This is a genomic window from Dactylosporangium sp. NPDC050688 (genome assembly GCF_040654515.1).
Classification (GTDB): Bacteria; Actinomycetota; Actinomycetes; order Mycobacteriales; family Micromonosporaceae; genus Dactylosporangium.
In genome coordinates this window covers 1-17,091 of sequence record NZ_JBFAIC010000082.1, presented here as the reverse complement: position 1 = coordinate 17,091, position 17,091 = coordinate 1, and the positions used below count along the sequence as shown (strand labels likewise).

Genomic DNA, 17,091 nt, shown 5'->3' with positions numbered 1-17,091 from the left:
GTGTGCCGGTCATTTTACGTCAGTGGCAAGTGTGATCGCGGACGACTTCGGTTCAAGGGGAGCCTCACCCGGAACATCTCCGGCGATGCCGGGTTCGGCATCGCGTGCCATGAGATCGGCCATGCGGTCGGGGCGGAGCACTACCAGGACGGCGGGTGCATGCCGTCGACCATGAGCCTCGACTGGCCGTTCACCAACGTGTTGAGCTCTCATCTCGTTGCCCACATCGACGCGCAGTACGGATAGGTGGCCACAGTGCGAAAATGGATTGCTGTGGCGGCCGCGGTGCTGCTCAGCGGATGTTCGGGTAGCACGGCCAGCGACGATGCGGTGGCGGTCGCCGCGTACGAGGCGTCGTCCGTGCCGTTCGACAGCCTCAAGGCCTTCGTCACCGAGCGGCCGGTCATTGCGACCGGGACGGTGACCGCCGTGAACGAGATGGCGTACGAGGTGCCGGTCGACCCGGACGCCGAGGGCAACATCCCCGGCGAAGGCCCGGAGATCTACGGGTCGATCTCGTTCAAGCTCGACACTGTCGTCAAGGGCGACGTCAAGCCCGGTGCCACGCTCACGATCGTGTATATGAGCGGCAAGTGGAACAAGGCCGACAAGAAGGGCGGCCGCCTCGCGTACACCCACGAGAAGTTGGCGAACGTGCAGAAGCCCGACGCGCGGCTCAAGAGCCCGTCCGAACTGGGCGGCACCGCGTTCGCGATCTTCGCGGCACCGAAGCCGGCCACCCTGCCGGTGAAGGCCGAAGGGCTGTACGTCGCCGGCATCGCCACGGTCGACGCGAGCGGACAGCTCACATTCGCAGGTCCGTCGCCGTTCGTGTCCAAGACGAACACGGCGGTGAAGCTCGACGACGTGAAAGCCGCCCTCGGCTGACGCGCGGGCCCGGCGTGGGTGGCGAACAGCGGTCCGCCACCTGCGCCCGGCCCAGGGCAGCAGCGGGGCGACCTCACAGGCGATCCGGTCGCGGCGGGGGTCACCATCTGGTTGATTGTTGATGGTTTGGGGGAGTGGGTGTGGTTGGCCGGTCATGGTGGCGAGGGCGTTGGCGACGGCTTGGAGGTCGGCGCGGATGTAGGTGGTTGCTGGTCCGGTGTGGCCGGCGTAGGCGCGGGCGATGCCGTAGCCGAAGTGGCGTTCGAGCCAGGTCAGTGTGGTGTGCCGGAGCCAGTGGGTGCTGGTGCCGTGGGCGGCGTCCCAGGGCAGGTGGTGGCCGATGCGGTGCCAGAGGTGGTCGTGGCGTCGGCTGGTGAGTGGTGTGGCGTTGCGGTAGCGCAGCAGCGTATCGGTGGGTAGGACGGCGCTGCGGAGGTGGGCGTGTTCGGTGGGTCGGGTGGCGAGGTCGACGCTGATCGGCTGCCATCGGACGGTGCCGCCCTTTTCGTGGAGCAGGATGAGGCCGCGGTCGGCGTCGAGGTCCATGAGGCGCAGTGTGAGAGTGCCGCCGCGTCGGCAGGCGGTTTCGGTGTACAGGCGGAGGAGGAGCGCGTCGAGGATGACGTGGTTGCCGGTGGTGCGGGCGATGAGGTTGATCTCGGTGAGCTCGTTTGGGGTCAGGGCGCGGCGGGTGCTGGGTAGGTGTGGGGGTTTGCTGATGCGATGGGCGGGGCTGTTGGCTGCGTCGATGAGGTTGTCGTCGGCGGCGCATGTGTAGTAGGTGCGGGCGGCGGCGATGAACAGTTCGCCGGCGTGGCGGCTGTTGCGGTGGCTGCGGGTGGTGGCGACGATGACGAGCCGTAGTGCTTGGGTCTCGCTGGCGGTGATGTCGTCGATCGGTCGGTCGGTCCAGGTGTTGGCCATGCGGTTTCAGTAGGTGCTGTGGACGCGTGTGGAGCTGGGTCCTGCGGTTGCGGCGACGTGTGGCAGGTAGTCGGTCGAAGGTCGGCTGTTGTGGTCGTGCGTCGTGCTGTAGGTCGGCGAGGGTGATCCCGAGGTCGGCGAGCGCGGCCCACGCGGCGGCGAGACGGTTCGGGTCAGCGACCACGGCGGTCGTCCGTGGGGCGTGGGTGGTGTTCGGTGAGCAGCCGGGCCACTATTGCCATCGGATAGATGGTCATGCGGTTATGGGTGAGGTCGGCGGTGAGCACGATCTGGTCGCCGCTGGAGATTCCGCACAGCTGTCGTGCCGCGGCGGGCAGGGTGAGTGTGTCGCGGGTGTCCACCGGGGCCCGGCGGCCTGGGTGGCGTTGGATCTGGATCGTGCCGTCGGCGACGTCCACGACGAGTCGGTGGTCCGGGCGCCAGTCCAGCTGGTGCAGCAGCGTCCGGGCCGAGCAGCGCCTTGTCCGGTCGAGCCGGGCCACGTCGAGTTCGATCCTGTCCGGACCGGTCGGTGCCCGGGTGGTGGGAGGGTCGGTAGTGGTGTCGGCGTCGGGAGGGGCCGGGGGAGTGGCTGAGGGATCAGCGCGCCGATGAGCTGCTCGGCGGCTGGTCCGCTGCGTCTCATGGCGGTCATCGTGACCGCACCGGGATCGAGGGGCGTGTGCCGCAAACGGGCTGGTCACCGGATCGAGTCACCGAGCATGCGGTGGCACACCAGCGCCGTGGGCGGTCGTGCCCTGACGTGATGTTGGTGTAATCCCACACGAACTGGTGTCTAATCAGGTGCGCCGACGATGGCACTCACCGGTGTCGGGTCAGCCGGCGCCCAGGCAGATGAACGTTGCCGCGTTGATCCGGTCCACACCGGCCGACTGCGCCTGCGCCTGCGCCAGCGCCACGGCCGGGGCGACGCCGGCGGCGAGGCGGCGGTGCAGGTCGGTCATGAGCCGCAGCGTGTCCTCGTCGTCGACCGGCCCGAGGCTCGCCACGACGGTGCGGGTGCCGAGCCCGAGCAGTGCTGCCGCCAAGCCCTGCAGCTCGTCCCCGGGGTGCACCGCGGACAGTCCGGCGTCGCACGAGGAGAGCACCAGCAGCCGCGGCGGGTGGCGCAGCGCCGACAGGTCGCACACGGTGAGCGGCCCGTCGGCGAGGATCAGGTGGGAGAACATCGGGTTGTCGGCGCGGAACACGCCGTGACTCGCCACGTGTCCCACCGCCGCGCCGTCGAGGGCGCGCAGGGCACCGGTCACCGTGGCCGCGGCACCGGTGAGGGCGGTGACCGACGGCAGCCACCCGGCGAGCGCGGTGACCTCGACGGTCGCGTGGTGCGGCGCGGGCCCGGCGACCAGGACCCGCCCGTCGCCGCCGTGGGCGTCCGCGGTCGCCGCCCACCACCACTGCCAGGACGACGGGCTGACCGTCACCGCCCGGCCGCGGCAGGTCGGCAGCATCGCCCACGGCAGGGCGTGCAGGGCGCCGCTGGGCACCAGCACCATCGGGCGCCCGTCCAGCAGGTCGGCCAGCGGACGCAGCAGCAGCTCGTCGAGGAGGCCGGCGGAGTACGCGGCCGCGTCGTCGGCGCGGGCGGCGATGCGGGTGCCCGGGTAGATGACCCGCCGGCGGATCGCGAAGCGCAGCGCGGTCAGCTCCGTGGTGACCGGCTCGATCGGGCCCAGCTGCCGGTGCCGCACGCGGCCGTCGGCGAGCACGAGCGCGTGCAGCCGGCCGTCGAGCGCCGCCAGCTCGACGAGGACCCGCTCGCCGAGCGCCGCGGCCAGCGCCGCCGGCGAGGGCGGGCGGCGCGCCGCGACGGCGGTGCCGGCGCTGTGCCAGGACCGCTGCCGCACCTCGGCCTCGATCGCCCGCTGGCGGCGCAGCAGCCGGGCGGTGCGCGGCGAGTCGATCGCGGTTGTGGCGCTCTCCGTGGCGACCGTGCGCAACTCCGCGAGGAGCGCCTCGACCACCGGGTCGTCGGACGGGCGGGCCGGCGGCAGCCGCAGCGCCGCGCTGCGGACCCGCTGCAGCCAGGTCAGCGCGCCGCGGGCGTCGCCCTCGCCGAGGCTGAGGCGCAGCCGGGTCGCAGCGATGTCGACGCCGATCGCGCCGCCGCGCATGCCGAGCTCGGTGGCGCCGAGCGTGGCCTGGTGCTGCTCGATGTCGCGGTAGCCGGCGGCGAGCCGGCGCTTGGCGACCGGCAGCTGGCCCTGCCGCAGCGCGATGCGCGCCGCCGCGTGCCAGGCCCGCGCCCGCAGCGGCGCCGGTCCGTCGCGCCGGCCGGCGCAGGCCTTGCCGAGGCACCGGAGCGCGGTGTCCAGGTCGTCGAGGTCGACGGCGAGGTGCGCGGCGTCGATCCAGGCGTCCCAGGCGTTGGGCAGCCAGACGGCGGCGGCCAGCCGGTCGCCGGTCGTCTCCAGGTTCCGCAGGTCGCGATGGTTGCCGCCGGCGGCCGCGACGCGCGCGGTGAGCTCGACGCGGTGGGCGAGCGTCGCCCAGATCGGGCGGGCCTGCCGGGTGAACGTGGACCGGGCCCGGCGGGCCAGCGTCCGGGCGAGTCCGGCGTCGCCACCGACCAGCTCGATCCGCGCGGACAGCAGCTGCGCCTGGCCGAGCAGCGACGAGAACGCGCCGGCCCGGGCGGCCTCGACCGCCTCGCCCACCGCGACCCGCGCCTCGGGCCGCAGCCGCGCGGTGAGCAGCAGCTCGGCGCGGTCCAGCTGGGTGACCGCGGCCGCGCCGACGTAGGCGAGCTGGTCGCGCGCCTGGTCATAGTACGACAGCGCGGCCGGCACGTCGCCGGCCTGCGCGGCGAGGAAGCCGAGGTTGTGCTGGACCCGTGCGACGGCGTCGGGCAGCCCCAGCGCCGTGAAGATCTGGACCGCGCGGCCGAGGTCCGCCCGGGCCGGGCCGAGCTCGCCGCGGTAGCCGCGCAGCACCCCGCGGTTCACCAGCGCCCGGCCCTCCCACAGCGCGTCGCCGTGCTGCCGGAACGCTGTCAGTGCACGCTGGTAGCCGGCGAGCGCGTCGCCGTCGCGGCCGACCCGGCGCAGGATCAGCGCCCGCTGCATGGTCGCGCGGGCCAGGCGCAGGCCGGTGAGCTGCAGGCAGGCCCGCTCGATCTCGCGCAGCGCCGCCGCGGACGCGCCGCGGTCGTCGAGCACGAGAGCGTGGCTCATGCGGCACTCGGCCTCCACGGTGGCGTCCCCGGCCCGGCGCGCGGAGCGGATCGCCGCGCGCAGGTGCGCGGCGGCGGCCGTCGCGTTGTGCAGCCCGTGCGCGGCCAGCCCCAGCAAGCGCTGCGCGGCGGCCGCGGCGGCGAAGTCGCGCTCGTGCCGGGCCCGGGCGAGCGCGTCGCGTGCGTCGGCGGCGGCCCGGTGCGGATCGGCCTGAATTGCCTGCAGGAGCTGGTCGGTCGGACCGGTCATAAAAGCCGGCCAGAATTTCTTCCGCCCGGATGTATCAGGAGGCCGTGCACGCCCGTCATCTTGCGCATCCTATCCACGGCGACGAGTGAGGAAGACCTGCGATGGCGAATGAGACGCACGGACGCCGGCGGGAGCAGCGTGCGGCCCGGTTGGCGGCGCTGCCCTGGCTGCACACCGACACCATGACCGGCAGGCCGGTGCGCCGCACGAAGAACGAGGTGCTGGTGGCCGTCGACCACGAGCGGGCGGCCCGGGCGGCACTGGCATCGGCGGGGGTGGCGCCCTCGTCGATCGCGGCGCTGTCGGCCGTTCCGGGGTTCGTGCGGCTGGCCGCGCCCGGCGTCGACCCGGAGGCCGTGACGTCGGCGCTGCCGAGCGGCGCCGCGGCAGCCAACCACGTGTTCATGTCCAACCCGTTCGAGATGGGTGGCCCCTTTGGGCCGCCGGTCACGGCCGCCACCTACCCCCTGGACGGCGGACCGGCCGAGGACGCCGCCGTGCGGCTCACCGTGCTGGACACCGCGGTGTGGAGCGACAGCCCGCTGCCGTCGCACTGGTACGAGACCGACGACCTCGACGACGAGCTGGACGTCGGCACCGACCTCGGCCACGCGAACTTCATCATCGGCGTGGTCATGTCCCGCACCGACAACGCCCGGGTCCGCGCGATCAAAGTGCTCGACGCCGACGGCCTGTGCACCGAGGTCGACCTGGCCCGGGCGCTGTTCGCCCTGACCGACGTCGACGTGGTCAACCTGTCCCTCGGCGGGTTCACCCGCAACGACCGCCCGCCGCTGCTGCTCGCGGCCGCACTGACGAACCTGCTGCGCGGCAAGGACCGGGTGGTCGTGGCGGCCGCCGGCAACGAAGGTATCAGCGACCGGCCGTACTGGCCCGCCGCGTTCGCCGGCACCTCGCTGCCGTGGGCGTCGCAGGTGATCGCGGTCGCCGCGCATGACGGCACCGAGCTGTGCGAGTGGAGCAACAGCGGCTCGTGGGTGGACGTGACCGCCCCCGGTGCCGACGTCACGAGCACGTACGTCACGCACGAGGACTTCCCGACCGGCTTCGCGAAGTGGAGCGGCACGTCGTTCGCCGCGCCATACGCCGCGGCGGCGATCGCCAGTCACCACCGCACGGCGGGCTCGGTGGTGGGCGCCGCGGACCTCGTCCGCAAGGAGGCGACGGAGCGCACCTTCGGCGGCCTGCCCGGGCTGGCCTGACCGGCGCCGGGACGAACAGGACCGGAAACCGTCATGACAACGGCTGTTAGGGTTCCGGGCGTGACTGATTTCGATCCCGCGACCGCCCTGGCCGCCGCCGCCGACGGCGACCAACGGGCCTGGAACGCGATCGTCATGACCTACTCCGGACTCGTCTGGTCCGTCGCGCGCAGCTTCCGGCTGTCCACCGCCGACGCCGGCGACGTGGTGCAGGGCACCTGGTTGCGGCTGGTCGAGCACCTGCACGACATCCGCGATCCCGATCGGCTGGCCGGCTGGCTGGCCACCACCGCCCGCCGGGAGTCGCTCAACCTGATCCGCCGGGCCGGCCGCGACGTGCCCGTCGACGACGTCGACGGGCTGGGCGGCCCAGCCGCGGTGGCCGCCGCGGCGGTCGACGAGCGACTGCTGCGCGACGAGTCCCAGCGTGCCCTGTGGCAGGCGGTGTCCCGGCTGTCGCACGGGTGCCAGCGGCTGCTGCGGGTCATGTTCGCGGACCCGGCGCCGAGCTACGAGACGGTCGGTGCGGCGCTGGACATCCCGATCGGCAGCATCGGCCCCACCCGGGCGCGGTGCCTCGCCGGCCTCCGGTCGATCCTGACCGGCTGACCAACTGGCCGACCGGCCACCACATCATCCGATCGACGTGCGAGGAGCCCGATGAACGACGACGCTCTCGGCGACGCCCTGCAGTCGATGTGGAGCGACGCCGACCCGGTCCCGGAGCTGTTGCTCCAGGCCGGATTCGAGTCCCTGGCGTGGCGCAACCTGGCCGGGGCGCTCGCCCGGCTCACCGACGACACCGCCGCGACCGGCCGGGAGCTGGCACACGTGCGCGGCGGCGCGGCGCGGCTGCTGACGTTCTCCCGCGACGAAATCATGGTGGTGCTGGAGCTGTCGAGCGACGACGGCGCGCTGCGGTTGCTCGGCCAGCTCGACCCGCCGGTGCCTGCCGACGCGACCGTCGAGTCCCCGACGGGCATGCGCGCCGTCCGCGCCGACGACCGCGGGAGGTTTCAGGTCGACGGGCTCCCGCACGGCCGGCACCGGGTCTCGGTGACGTTCGACGACGGCGCCCGCCTCGTCACGGAGTGGTTCGACGCCTGACAGCGCGGCCGAGCTGCCGGACTTTCGGCGTATCACCTTCCTTGCGGCGACGCCGGCGCCTTGCTGCTCAAACCCGGACGGGACCCCCGCCACTGGTTCGGCGGAGGTCCCGGCGCTGCGCCGGCGCCCTGCCCGCCCCGCCCAGCGGAGCAGCAGGGCGGCTGAGGCGGCTCAGCGCACGATCGGGGTGCGCTCGACCGCGGCGTACCGGCCGAAGGCGTGCACCGCCGCGCCGAACTGGTCCAGCACGTAGGCCGAGGCGAGCGCGGTGAGCCGGCCGGCGATGACCGGTCTGCGATCCGGGTTCCAGGCGCGCCGGGCCTGCTCCTCCTGCTCCAGGTCGCCCGGGGTGAGTGCGCGGAGGTCGAGTGACACGCGGCCGACGGTAGCGCCGCCCGGGTCGACCAGTGGCGCGACGAGCGCCGCGTAGCCGGGGTCGAGCAGCCGGGGCAGGGTGAGCACGGCGACCGCGGGATCGCCGTCGACGGCCACGTGTAACGTCCAGCCCTGTTCCCGCTGCGCCTCGACCGGCGCTTCGAGGATGGGCCGCCACTGCGAGAAGTACCCCACTGCGTCGACGGTGTAGCGGTGCCGGTCGGCGGCGCGGGAAGGCTCGACTGGCAGCACGAAGCCCGACCGGGCGGCGTCACGGCGCAGGGTCACCGTGACCCGCGCGCCGTCGGCCTGGACGGCGCCGGGGCGGGCGAGCAGGTCGACGGCGTGGACGGTCACCGCGAGCAGCGAGGCGGTCCGCGGCTCAGGTCCGGGCCAGCGGCGCCAGCCCAGCGCCACGGCTGCCTGGAACTGTTCGGCGAACCGGGGCACGAACGCCTCGACCAGCAGGCCCAGGCGCCGGCGGGTCGTCGCGTCCGCGGCACCGGCCGTCCTGGCGAAGGTGGTGAGCGCCGCGGCGATGTCGGCCGCGGTCGTCACGGCCGCGCCGGGCCCGGCCGTGGCTACTGCCTGGTCGGTAAGGGACGGGCCGACGTCGGCGAGCAGGCGGCGCGCCACCGCGTCGAGGCCGATCGCCAGGACGTCGGCGAACGCCTCGTCGGACATCGGCGCGAGGACCCCCAGGACGGTGTCGGCGCACGCGGTGAGGACGCCGAGGACGACGGCGGCCGCCTCGGGCGCGGCGGTGAACCGGGGCGCCTCCGAGCTCACCAGCAGCTGCAGGTGCTCGTCGCCGGCGTAGAACTCGCTGCGCCCGTCGGGGCCGACTGCCAGGAACAGGTCGTGCAGCCGCTCGGGCTCGTCGTCCGCGGCCACGATCCGTCCCGGGCGGTGCGGTCGGTCCCCTTGGCGCGTGTACCGGCTGAGCACCGGCCGATCGGCGCCGTCGAGCGGGCGGATGCCGTACTGCGCCAGCGACGGCACGGTCTCGGCGAGCCCGGTCGGGTCGGCGGCGGCATAGGCGGCGGCCCCGCCCCGCACGACGAACGGGTGGGTCGCCGCGAACGAGAAGCCGGCGTCCGTGAACCGCGCGAGGGTGCGACCGGCGCGCGGCGGGGAGGAGTGGAACACCACGTCCCGGGGGCCGGCCGGGGTGCTGACGGCGTCGCCCGGCCGGACGTGTTCGACGGCGCGCAGACTGCCGTCGGCCATGACGATCCGGGTGCCCGGCGCGAAGCAGGACCGCTGCGGCACCTGCCGGTACGGGCTGCCGGGCATCGTGTTGGCGGTGAACTCGTAGCTGTTGCCCTCCGGCATGGTGGCCGGCCACGGGGCACCGACGACGACCTGGTAGGTCGTGGCGAGGATCGGGCCGGTCGCGTCGGCCAGGTCCCAGCCGTCGATGTCGCCGGCCCACCATCGCGACCAGGTCTGCCAGCGCTCCACGCCCAGCGCGTCGGGCACCGGAACTCCACCGGCCCTGATGCGGCGGATGACGTCGTCGACCTGTTCGAAGGTGGCGCCGAGCAGCCCGAGCTTGACGTAGTGGTGGAACAGTTCCCAGTCCCGGTCGGGCCAGAAGCCGAGCCGGTCCTGGCTGAGCTTGTCGTTGATCCAGGTCGGTGAGGTGAGACCGGCGACGTAGTGCCCCAGGGCGAGGCGGCGCTGCTGGTCGGTGCCGAAGGCGCGCAGGGCGGTGGCGACCGGCCCGGGCGTGGCGGACAGCATCTGGCCGTACCAGCGCCGGACCCGGGGACGCAGCGTCCGGTTGTGCTCGGCGACGCCGGCGTCGATGCGGTCGCCGACGAGCTGCGGCTGCAGGACCCGGGTCGTCTGGTGCATGCGGTCGCACAGCGTCACGGTCGCGAACGCGGCGAAGAAGTCCGCGCCGAGGCCGGTAAGCGCGGTGATCTTCGCGTCGTCCGGGCCGGCGGCGGTACCCGGGAAGAACACGGTGCGAAACGGTGCGCCGCCGATGGACTGACGCCCCGGTGTGGCGAGCTTGATCCAGCGGACCAGCGCGGTGCGGGCGGCGTCGGCGGCCGGGTTGGCCCCGGTCGGCGGCAGCGCCTCGGCGAGCTCGTGCACGCTCGTGGGATCGAACGGACTGGGCATGGTGGACACTCCTGCCGGATGAGGCGGACCTGGACGCGGCGAGGTGCCGGAGCTAGTCCGGCACCTCGCCGCCTGGCCTGACGTCGGGGCTCGTCAGCCGATCAGGGCGGGGATCCGGGCGGGCGTGGACACCCGGACCTCCAGGGTGAAGTCGGCGTGCGTGGAGCCGATCTGGTTGGCCACGGTCAGCCGGTACTTCGTCGGCGGGACGGGCGCGATGTCGGCGCCGCGGACCATCGCGATCTCACCGGTCGTCCGGTCCAGCACGATGTCGGCGGGCAGCGCCGGGCTGATGCTCCACTGCCTGGGGGTGCTGCCCGGCAGGTCGAGCCCGGCGGAGCGCCGCTCGTCGTGCTGGTTGGTCAACCAGAGGATGTCGTTGACCTGGATACCCTGCGGTGCCGTGGAGACGACCTCCAGCCACAGCACGGTGGCCACGCCGGCGTCGTCGCCCAGCTTCCAGCCGGTCAGGCCATCCGGCGTCAGGTATCGGCGCTGGCCCTTCGCGTCCCAGTACCGGCTGCGGATCTTGAACGGGGCCCGGTGCAGCCGCCGCTCGTCATGGTCGTCGGTCTCGTATTCGCCCTTGCCCTGGATCTCGGCGATCCACAGCAGCTTCTCGTCGCTGGTCGAGGTCTCGCTGACGGCGTTCGTGGCGCCGACCGCGCCCGCGTCGTCGGTCGACAGGGCGAACAGCACCCGCCGGCCCTCGGTGTCCCGGATCGGGGCGCCGATCTGCACCCGGCCGGCGTCGTCGACGCGGGCGTAGAACGCCGTGTTGCCGGTGGCGTCCAGCGGCCCCTGCACCACCGAACGGTCGCTGTTGATCCGCATGACGCGGCGGTGCTTGTCGACGGTGACCGCGATCCCGGCGCGCTGCGGCTGGCTCAGCGGCTGGTACACCTGGAACGAGTCGATCGCGGCCTCGAACGGCATGTAGTAGTCCCCCGAGGACTCCGCGAACAGCTCGACCGGGCTCTTCTGCGGCCGGGTCATCCAGATGATCATCGTGATGAAGCCGGCGACGAGCACCGCCAGACCGATGATCGAGACCACCGCCAGGATCGAGCTGACCGCCATGCCGCCGATGGTGCCGATGCCGGCGGCGGCCAGCCCCCACGCACCCGCCGTGGCGATGAACTCCAGGGCGGAGGCGATGAGGAACAGGCTGTTCACCGCCTTCTCCAACGGCTCCTCGCTGCTGTGCAGCGCGATCGCGGAGGCGATGATGCCGCCCGCGGCGAGACACGCGCCGATCCGGGTGGCGACGAACTCGCGCATGTTGCGGCCGAAGACGAACGTGAGCGCCTTCTGCCGGCTGATCTGGCGACCCATCTGGGCCGCCTCCTGGGCCGTGCCCTGCCGCACGTACCAGTCGGCGCGCAACTTCAGCCGGTTCAGCGTGCCCTGGTTGCGGGCGTCCGTGGTGGCGTTCAGCCACCCCATGAAGCCCGACGCGTTCAACGCCTGCGCCTTGGTCAGGGTTTTCGAGCTGAAGCACGTCTTGACGGTCTTCCAGAACCCCTGACCCGGCACGAAGATGTCGTGCACCGCGAGGCCCCGCTTGACCAGGAGCACCAGTGCCTGCGCGGTGAACCCGACCGCCGACGCGATGATCACGAACTGCTGCTCCACCGGGAGGTCCGACCAGGAGCCGACGCCGGTGACGCAGAACCAGATCATGAGGCCCACGGTCGCGAAGAGAATGCTCTTGACGACCGCCTGCGGGACCTTGCCCAGTACCTTCTGCACGGTCGAGGTGTAGCGTTCGGCGACCAGGGCCCAGTTGTACAGCCCATCGGAGGTCGCCGCGGCGATCCGCAGGCAGTTCAGCAACGCGGCGGTCACCTCGGCGCTCGCCGCGCGCTGCAGCTCCTGAGCCGCCTCCCGCAGCGTCGGGTCCTCGCTGTGGAGGTACTTCGCGACGAACGCGTCCACGATCTGCTTGACCGCGAAGTTGAACCCGGCGCTGTCGCCCGAGTAGTCGACGAGCTGGGGCAGCAGGCTCGCCACCTGGAACAGCTGCAGTATCTCCGCGTACTGCTGGGCGACCGTGTTCGACGGGTCGAGCACGGCGAGCAGCGCCACGTTGCGCTGGACCTGCTGGGTGAACATCGACCCGTCGTTGGTCGGGTCCTCGAGGATCGACTGCAGCAGATTCATGTACGCCGGGCCGGTCGCCTGGACGAACAGCCGGAACGCCCAGTACACCTTGAGCTCTTTGGTCTTCGCGCCGAACTCTTTGACGTCGGCCTCGGCCTTCTCCCGTTCGGCCGGGGTGGTGGCCTTGTCGTCCTGGATCTCGGCGACCCACTTGGCGACGGTCGCGTCGACGTAGGCGTTGTACTCCGGCAGCCGGTCCGGGTCCTCCTGGTCGAGCAGGAACCAGTCCAGCTCGTCGCGGTACTTCTCCGAGTACCGGTTCTGGTACAGCAGCGGGCCGTGCTTGTCCATGACGTCGCTGGACTCGGTCTGCCGGGTGAGCCAGGCGGCGGCCCGGTTGCCGTTGAGTAGCACGGCCTTGGGGTCGTCGCTCCATTCGGCGAGGGACTGCACGGTGTAGGCCAGGCCGAGCGACTCGTACCAGCCCTTCGGGTGGGTGCCCTTGCTCCCGTCCTTCCTGGCGATCTCCGCGACCGCGGGCGGCAGCGGCTTGAGGTTCGGGTTGATGAACTTCCTGCGCAGGTCCTGGTTCATGTCGTGCTGCAGGATGTGGTAGAAGTCCTCCATCGACTTGGCCTGGACGTCGTCGACGTAGAGGCCGTGCGCGTTCGTGACGAACTGCGTCATTCGGGTCAGGTCGGTGATGGTGTAGGGCGGCCCCTGCCGCACCCGGTCGCGCCCGTCGTGGTCGTGGTGCTCGCCGGCCGCTTCGTCGGGGGAGATGCGCTCGCCGACGACGCCGAACGACGAGCCGGTCACGCCGCCGCCGTCGACGGAGAAGTCGAGGTGGCCGCTGGCGGGCAGGCCGGTCTTCTTCACCAGCCGGTCCGGCAGACCCCGCCAGGTCAGCCGGCCGCCCTCGAGCGTGGTGCCGGGCACCCGCTCCTCGCCGATGTAGAGCTCGCGGTGGTGCACCCCGACGGCGACCTGCGTTCCCCGGCCGCGCAGCCGGTACAGGCCGGCCACGTGCCCGCCGTCCCAGACGCCCTGCAGGCCGTAGGCGACGCCGTTGGCGGTGTTCTGCTCGCAGATCATCCCGCCCTCGAAGTCCAGGCCGAACGGGGTGAGCTGGACGCGCAGCTGGTAGGGGAACAGGTCGGTGTCGTCGGAGGACCGCGGCGGACGGCTGCCACCCAGGAGGTTGAACCGCAGCAGGGCATGCCCGTCGATGCTGGTGGTAGACGATGCCACGCTGGGCGTCCAGGTCACACCCGAGGCGATGTCGTCGAACGTTACCTGCAGGCCGAGCGCCGTGGACTCGTCGAACGTGCCCAGCCCGTCTGGTCCGAACGTGAAGCCGAGCTGGTGGTCCGCCGGCCAGGCCGCATCGCGCCACCGGGCGCTCTCCGGGTCCCACTCCACGACGGGTTTGCCGCTGCCGGTGCTGACGTAGGCGGCGCCGCGGGCGAGCTTCATGAGGTACCGCTGGGGCGCCAGCGCGTACTCGACGCTCACGTCGACCCCGGCGTAGTGCAGGACCCCGTATGCGCGGGTGCGGGCGTGGGTCATCTGCAGGTAGCCGCTGACCTTGGCGCCCGCGGCGGTGCGGGTGGTGAACGTCAGGTCCTCGAAGTCGGCGTTCCAGCGCATCTGCTCGCGCAGGACCGCGTGCGGGCCGACGAACAGGTGGTCCTGGCCCGGATCGGTGTGGTCCGGCGTGACGAGGGTCAGCGTGCGCGGCACCTGGCGCAGCTGCGCCACGGACACCGGCGCCGAACCGGTCGGGGTGACCGACACGGCGGTGAACGTCCGCGTGTTCGGATACAACGCCCCGATGGCGGCGATGCGGGCGTTGCGCTTGCGCAGCCGGGCGCGCCGGGCCGCGTGCACGCGCGGCGGTGCCGGTGGAATCTGGATACCCATGGGTCCCCCTCGGTCGGGTCGCGCCGTCGTTGTGGCACGATCGGCCAGCAAGACGGGCCGTGGGGGAGTGGTGATACGGACGGCGATGTACAGAATCGGACACGCACCACGGCGGGCGCGTGGGTCGGGTACTGCGGGCAGGCCGGCGGTCAATTCCGGCGGGCAGAGTCCGGCCGGTACGGCCGACAACGAGGCGATCAGCGATGATGGCGATGCGGGCATGGCTCACTTCGGAAGTGATCAACAAGGCGTAGGAACCTCGATGATCTTCTGAACCGGTCATGCCCGTCTTGCTGCCTCCGGCAAGGGCGCGTCTACACCAATCACCTCAGGCCAGGCGCCCGTCACGACTTTGCCGGGGCCCTGGCGCGGGTCCGACGACGCCCGATCCTGGGCGGGCTGATCAACGAATACTCGCAGGCAGCGTAAGCCGAACCCAATTTACGAGCCGCACACGCGCGGCGACCATGGCCGAGGTCGCCGGCGCGCTCCGGTCGATCGACGAGTCCACTGTGGAGACCATCGCACCGTCCACATCGGAGGGCGATACGGTACGGGTGGACGGCGTCCCGCTGGCGGCGACGGTCGCCCTGCCGGCCGGTTTCCTACCGCCGCGTCAGGCCGGCCGGGCTCCACTGTGGTGGGCGTTGACCGGGGCCGCGCTGGCCGCGCTGGTCCTCGGCCGTCTCGCCTTCACCTCACCCCCGTCGGCCAGCGGCGGGCGACCGTCACCGCCTCGATGGGGGTGGCGCCGATCGTCTCGTGCGCGGTGACCTACCAGGTCGAGCGGGTGGGCCGCGACGGCTTCGACGCCGCCGTCACGGTCGGCCACGGCGGCGACGTCATCCCCGGTGCGAGTGCGTTGAGCTTCGCGTTCCCGGGTGGGCAGGCCATCGTGGCCTCAGCCGGCGGATGGCGCCAGAGCGGGAACGACGTGGTGGCGACGGTGGACGGCGCGTGGGCGGCCCAGTCGCCGACCACCCTCCGGTTCCCCGCCGGCTACCAGGGCCAGAACCCGCCGCCGCCCGCCTTTTACCTCGGTGACTCCGCCTGCCAGACGACGGTGGTGACACCGCCGGCGGCGGTCCCGTCGAACACCGGCGATGACGGCTCGGACGACGACGGAAACAGCGGCTCCGGGAATAACAACGGCAACGGGAACGGCAACGGGCGCAACCGCGGTCGCGGCAACTCACAGGCTGAATAAGCCTGTTCGTCGGCCGTTCCTCCAGCGGTGAACGGCCGAGCCCGGCGCCGCGCGCGTCGTGGCCGAATCGGCTGGTGACGTTGGTCGCAGGCGCCGGGCTCGTTTTCTATCATGCGATCCAGAGTTATAGGTTGCCGTCAGCTCGCCAATTCTGGAAGCCCCCGCCATTGCAGGACATCGTGTAGACGTCGCCGGCGTAGTTGCTGTCGAGGCAGAAGTTCGGATCCGGGTACCACTTGAAGCGGGTGACCACATAATTGTTGGATGTTGGTGTGTCCCAATTCTGGCTTTGGTTGCGAATCCAGCAATCCGACCAATCCGACGTCGTTTGGACGTAAGCGGGGGCGCCCCAGGACACTATGCAACGGCCGGTCTCGGCGTTTATGAGGAGGCTCCCTACATGACAGGAACCGTACCCGCAGCGGTCAATGATCACATTGATGTACCAGTTCTGGAAGTTCCCGCCGTTGCAGGGCAGCGTGTAGACATTCCCGTTCCAGTCGCTGTCGAGGCAGCGCCCGGTCTCCCAGTTTCGGATGATGCCGGCGTTCGGTGGGTAAGCCTGCGCCGGGGTGGCCTGGAATGCCAGCGAGGCGACGAGCACGCCGACTATCAGCAGGAGTGTGCGACGGAACAGTCCGGGACGTTTGAGCATGAGTCTCCTCCGAACTATGTTGGGTTGGTTCGATGAAGGTGGTGATCCGCGCGGCCCAAGATCATCTACAGTGATCTTGGATCGGGCACCCCCCGAAAGTCGAGGGGCGATCGGGCAAACAGAGTGGTCGAAGGGCAAGGCTGAGTCGCGACTCAGGCGTGGGTGCGACGCGGTCGTGGGACGCCCACGGCAGCGGCGCGAGCAACCCTCGGGCGGCGCAATCCGAGCAGCGGAGTGATCCCGCTGTGTACCGTCGAACAGAGCGACACGTTCGAGAGGTGGACTGATTTCTGGCGGCGACGCAAGGAACAGGAACTGGCAGACGCGCGGGAGGAGGCACTGCGCTGGTACGATCTGGTGAGCGGCCAGATCACCAACCTCTCGCCCGGTGACACCCCGGCGACCAAGCAGGTCGTGGTGCGGGTGCTGCCGAGCGCCTTCTCCTTGAGCGTGAGGTCGACGCGCAGGTAGATCTGAGTGTTGAACGGCACTGAGGATCCCCCACAATGTCGGGGTGGATCGGGGTGGGCGGGTATTGATCATCCCCACGAGCTCCGGAACCTGTCAAGTCCAGTGAGACAGCTTCTTGATGTTGGTTAGCTTGCCGGCAGGGGTGTCGGTGGGTGGCTCGTGTTGGTGGCCTGGTCGGTATCGGTGCTGTCGGTGCTTTCTGAACCTCCGGTCGTAGGCAGGCCAGGACAAGGCAAACGTTTCACAGGCTGTAGCGATCGACATCCAGACGCAGCACATCGTCCAAGATCAACGGTGTGGGCATTTGGTGTGTGTCAGCCTGTGGGGCTCGTAAATCCGGTTTGGTTAGGCTGCCTGCGTGTATTCGTTGATCAGCCCGCCGAGGATCGGGCGCCGTTGGACCCGGGCGGCGTTGAGGTCGACGACCTGCGGTGGCGGGTTGGGTGGTTGCTGGCCGAGCGGTCGGTGTGGCCGATGGTCGTTGTAGTGGGCGGTGTACTCGGTTAGGACGCTGGCCAGGTGCCGCTTGCCGGCGATGAGGATCCTGTTCCGCCCCGGGTTAGATGGAGACATCGAAACCTGGAGGAACACCGGCAATGCCTGCACCGAAGAAGTACAACGATGAGCTGCGTGAGCGTG

At 71.4% G+C, this 17,091-nt stretch carries 12 protein-coding genes and 2 pseudogenes; 7 read left to right on the top strand and 7 right to left on the bottom strand.

What is annotated here, in order from left to right; all coding sequences use genetic code 11:
• Both AB0H83_RS44945 and AB0H83_RS44940 read left to right on the top strand, forming a co-directional pair.
• On the top strand, window positions 1-246 hold the full coding sequence (locus AB0H83_RS44945; protein ID WP_360107712.1) for a reprolysin-like metallopeptidase: 246 nt from the start codon (window positions 1-3) through the stop codon (window positions 244-246).
• Window positions 247-255: 9 nt separating this feature from the next.
• Entirely contained in the window at window positions 256-888 is a 633-nt protein-coding gene (locus AB0H83_RS44940) for a hypothetical protein (protein ID WP_360107709.1), read from the top strand.
• Between the two features lie 261 nt (window positions 889-1,149).
• On the opposite strand, the pseudogene AB0H83_RS44935 reads toward AB0H83_RS44940, so the two are convergent.
• The 3 genes and pseudogenes from AB0H83_RS44935 to AB0H83_RS44925 form a co-directional block, all read right to left on the bottom strand.
• A pseudogene (locus tag AB0H83_RS44935) lies at window positions 1,150-1,812 on the bottom strand (tyrosine-type recombinase/integrase); the annotation flags it as partial.
• A gap of 173 nt (window positions 1,813-1,985) precedes the next feature.
• Window positions 1,986-2,231: a hypothetical protein gene (locus AB0H83_RS44930; RefSeq protein WP_360107706.1), complete on the bottom strand. Its 246-nt coding sequence runs from the start codon at window positions 2,229-2,231 to the stop codon at window positions 1,986-1,988.
• 417 nt (window positions 2,232-2,648) lie between these two features.
• Entirely contained in the window at window positions 2,649-5,255 is a 2,607-nt protein-coding gene (locus tag AB0H83_RS44925) for a CHAT domain-containing protein (RefSeq protein WP_360107703.1), read from the bottom strand.
• 101 nt (window positions 5,256-5,356) lie between these two features.
• Between AB0H83_RS44925 and AB0H83_RS44920 the strand changes: the two genes are divergently transcribed.
• From AB0H83_RS44920 to AB0H83_RS44910, 3 genes are read left to right on the top strand one after another with little or no spacing between them, the layout of a single operon-like run.
• Window positions 5,357-6,478: a S8 family serine peptidase gene (locus tag AB0H83_RS44920; protein ID WP_360107700.1), complete on the top strand. Its 1,122-nt coding sequence runs from the start codon at window positions 5,357-5,359 to the stop codon at window positions 6,476-6,478.
• Between the two features lie 60 nt (window positions 6,479-6,538).
• Complete coding sequence (locus AB0H83_RS44915) at window positions 6,539-7,087, top strand: sigma-70 family RNA polymerase sigma factor (protein ID WP_360107697.1); 549 nt, start codon at window positions 6,539-6,541, stop codon at window positions 7,085-7,087.
• Window positions 7,088-7,138: 51 nt separating this feature from the next.
• A complete protein-coding gene (locus AB0H83_RS44910; RefSeq protein WP_360107695.1) occupies window positions 7,139-7,585 on the top strand; it encodes a hypothetical protein in 447 nt (148 codons plus the stop codon).
• Between the two features lie 171 nt (window positions 7,586-7,756).
• Here AB0H83_RS44910 and AB0H83_RS44905 read toward each other — a convergent pair whose 3' ends face one another.
• Complete coding sequence (locus AB0H83_RS44905; protein WP_360107692.1) at window positions 7,757-10,093, bottom strand: hypothetical protein; 2,337 nt, start codon at window positions 10,091-10,093, stop codon at window positions 7,757-7,759.
• 93 nt (window positions 10,094-10,186) lie between these two features.
• Window positions 10,187-14,119: a hypothetical protein gene (locus AB0H83_RS44900; RefSeq protein ID WP_360107689.1), complete on the bottom strand. Its 3,933-nt coding sequence runs from the start codon at window positions 14,117-14,119 to the stop codon at window positions 10,187-10,189.
• A gap of 745 nt (window positions 14,120-14,864) precedes the next feature.
• On the opposite strand from AB0H83_RS44900, the gene AB0H83_RS44895 reads away from it, so the two are divergent.
• Window positions 14,865-15,326: a hypothetical protein gene (locus tag AB0H83_RS44895; RefSeq protein WP_360107686.1), complete on the top strand. Its 462-nt coding sequence runs from the start codon at window positions 14,865-14,867 to the stop codon at window positions 15,324-15,326.
• A gap of 124 nt (window positions 15,327-15,450) precedes the next feature.
• On the opposite strand, the gene AB0H83_RS44890 is transcribed toward AB0H83_RS44895, so the two are convergent.
• Window positions 15,451-15,981 (bottom strand): hypothetical protein, encoded by a 531-nt coding sequence (locus AB0H83_RS44890; RefSeq protein WP_360107683.1) that lies wholly within the window; start codon window positions 15,979-15,981, stop codon window positions 15,451-15,453.
• Window positions 15,982-16,215: 234 nt separating this feature from the next.
• On the opposite strand from AB0H83_RS44890, the gene AB0H83_RS44885 reads away from it, so the two are divergent.
• Window positions 16,216-16,452, top strand: a complete 237-nt coding sequence (locus AB0H83_RS44885) for a hypothetical protein (RefSeq protein ID WP_360107681.1) — start codon at window positions 16,216-16,218, stop codon at window positions 16,450-16,452.
• A gap of 345 nt (window positions 16,453-16,797) precedes the next feature.
• On the opposite strand, the pseudogene AB0H83_RS44880 reads toward AB0H83_RS44885, so the two are convergent.
• Window positions 16,798-17,091, bottom strand: a pseudogene (locus AB0H83_RS44880) (hypothetical protein); the annotation flags it as partial.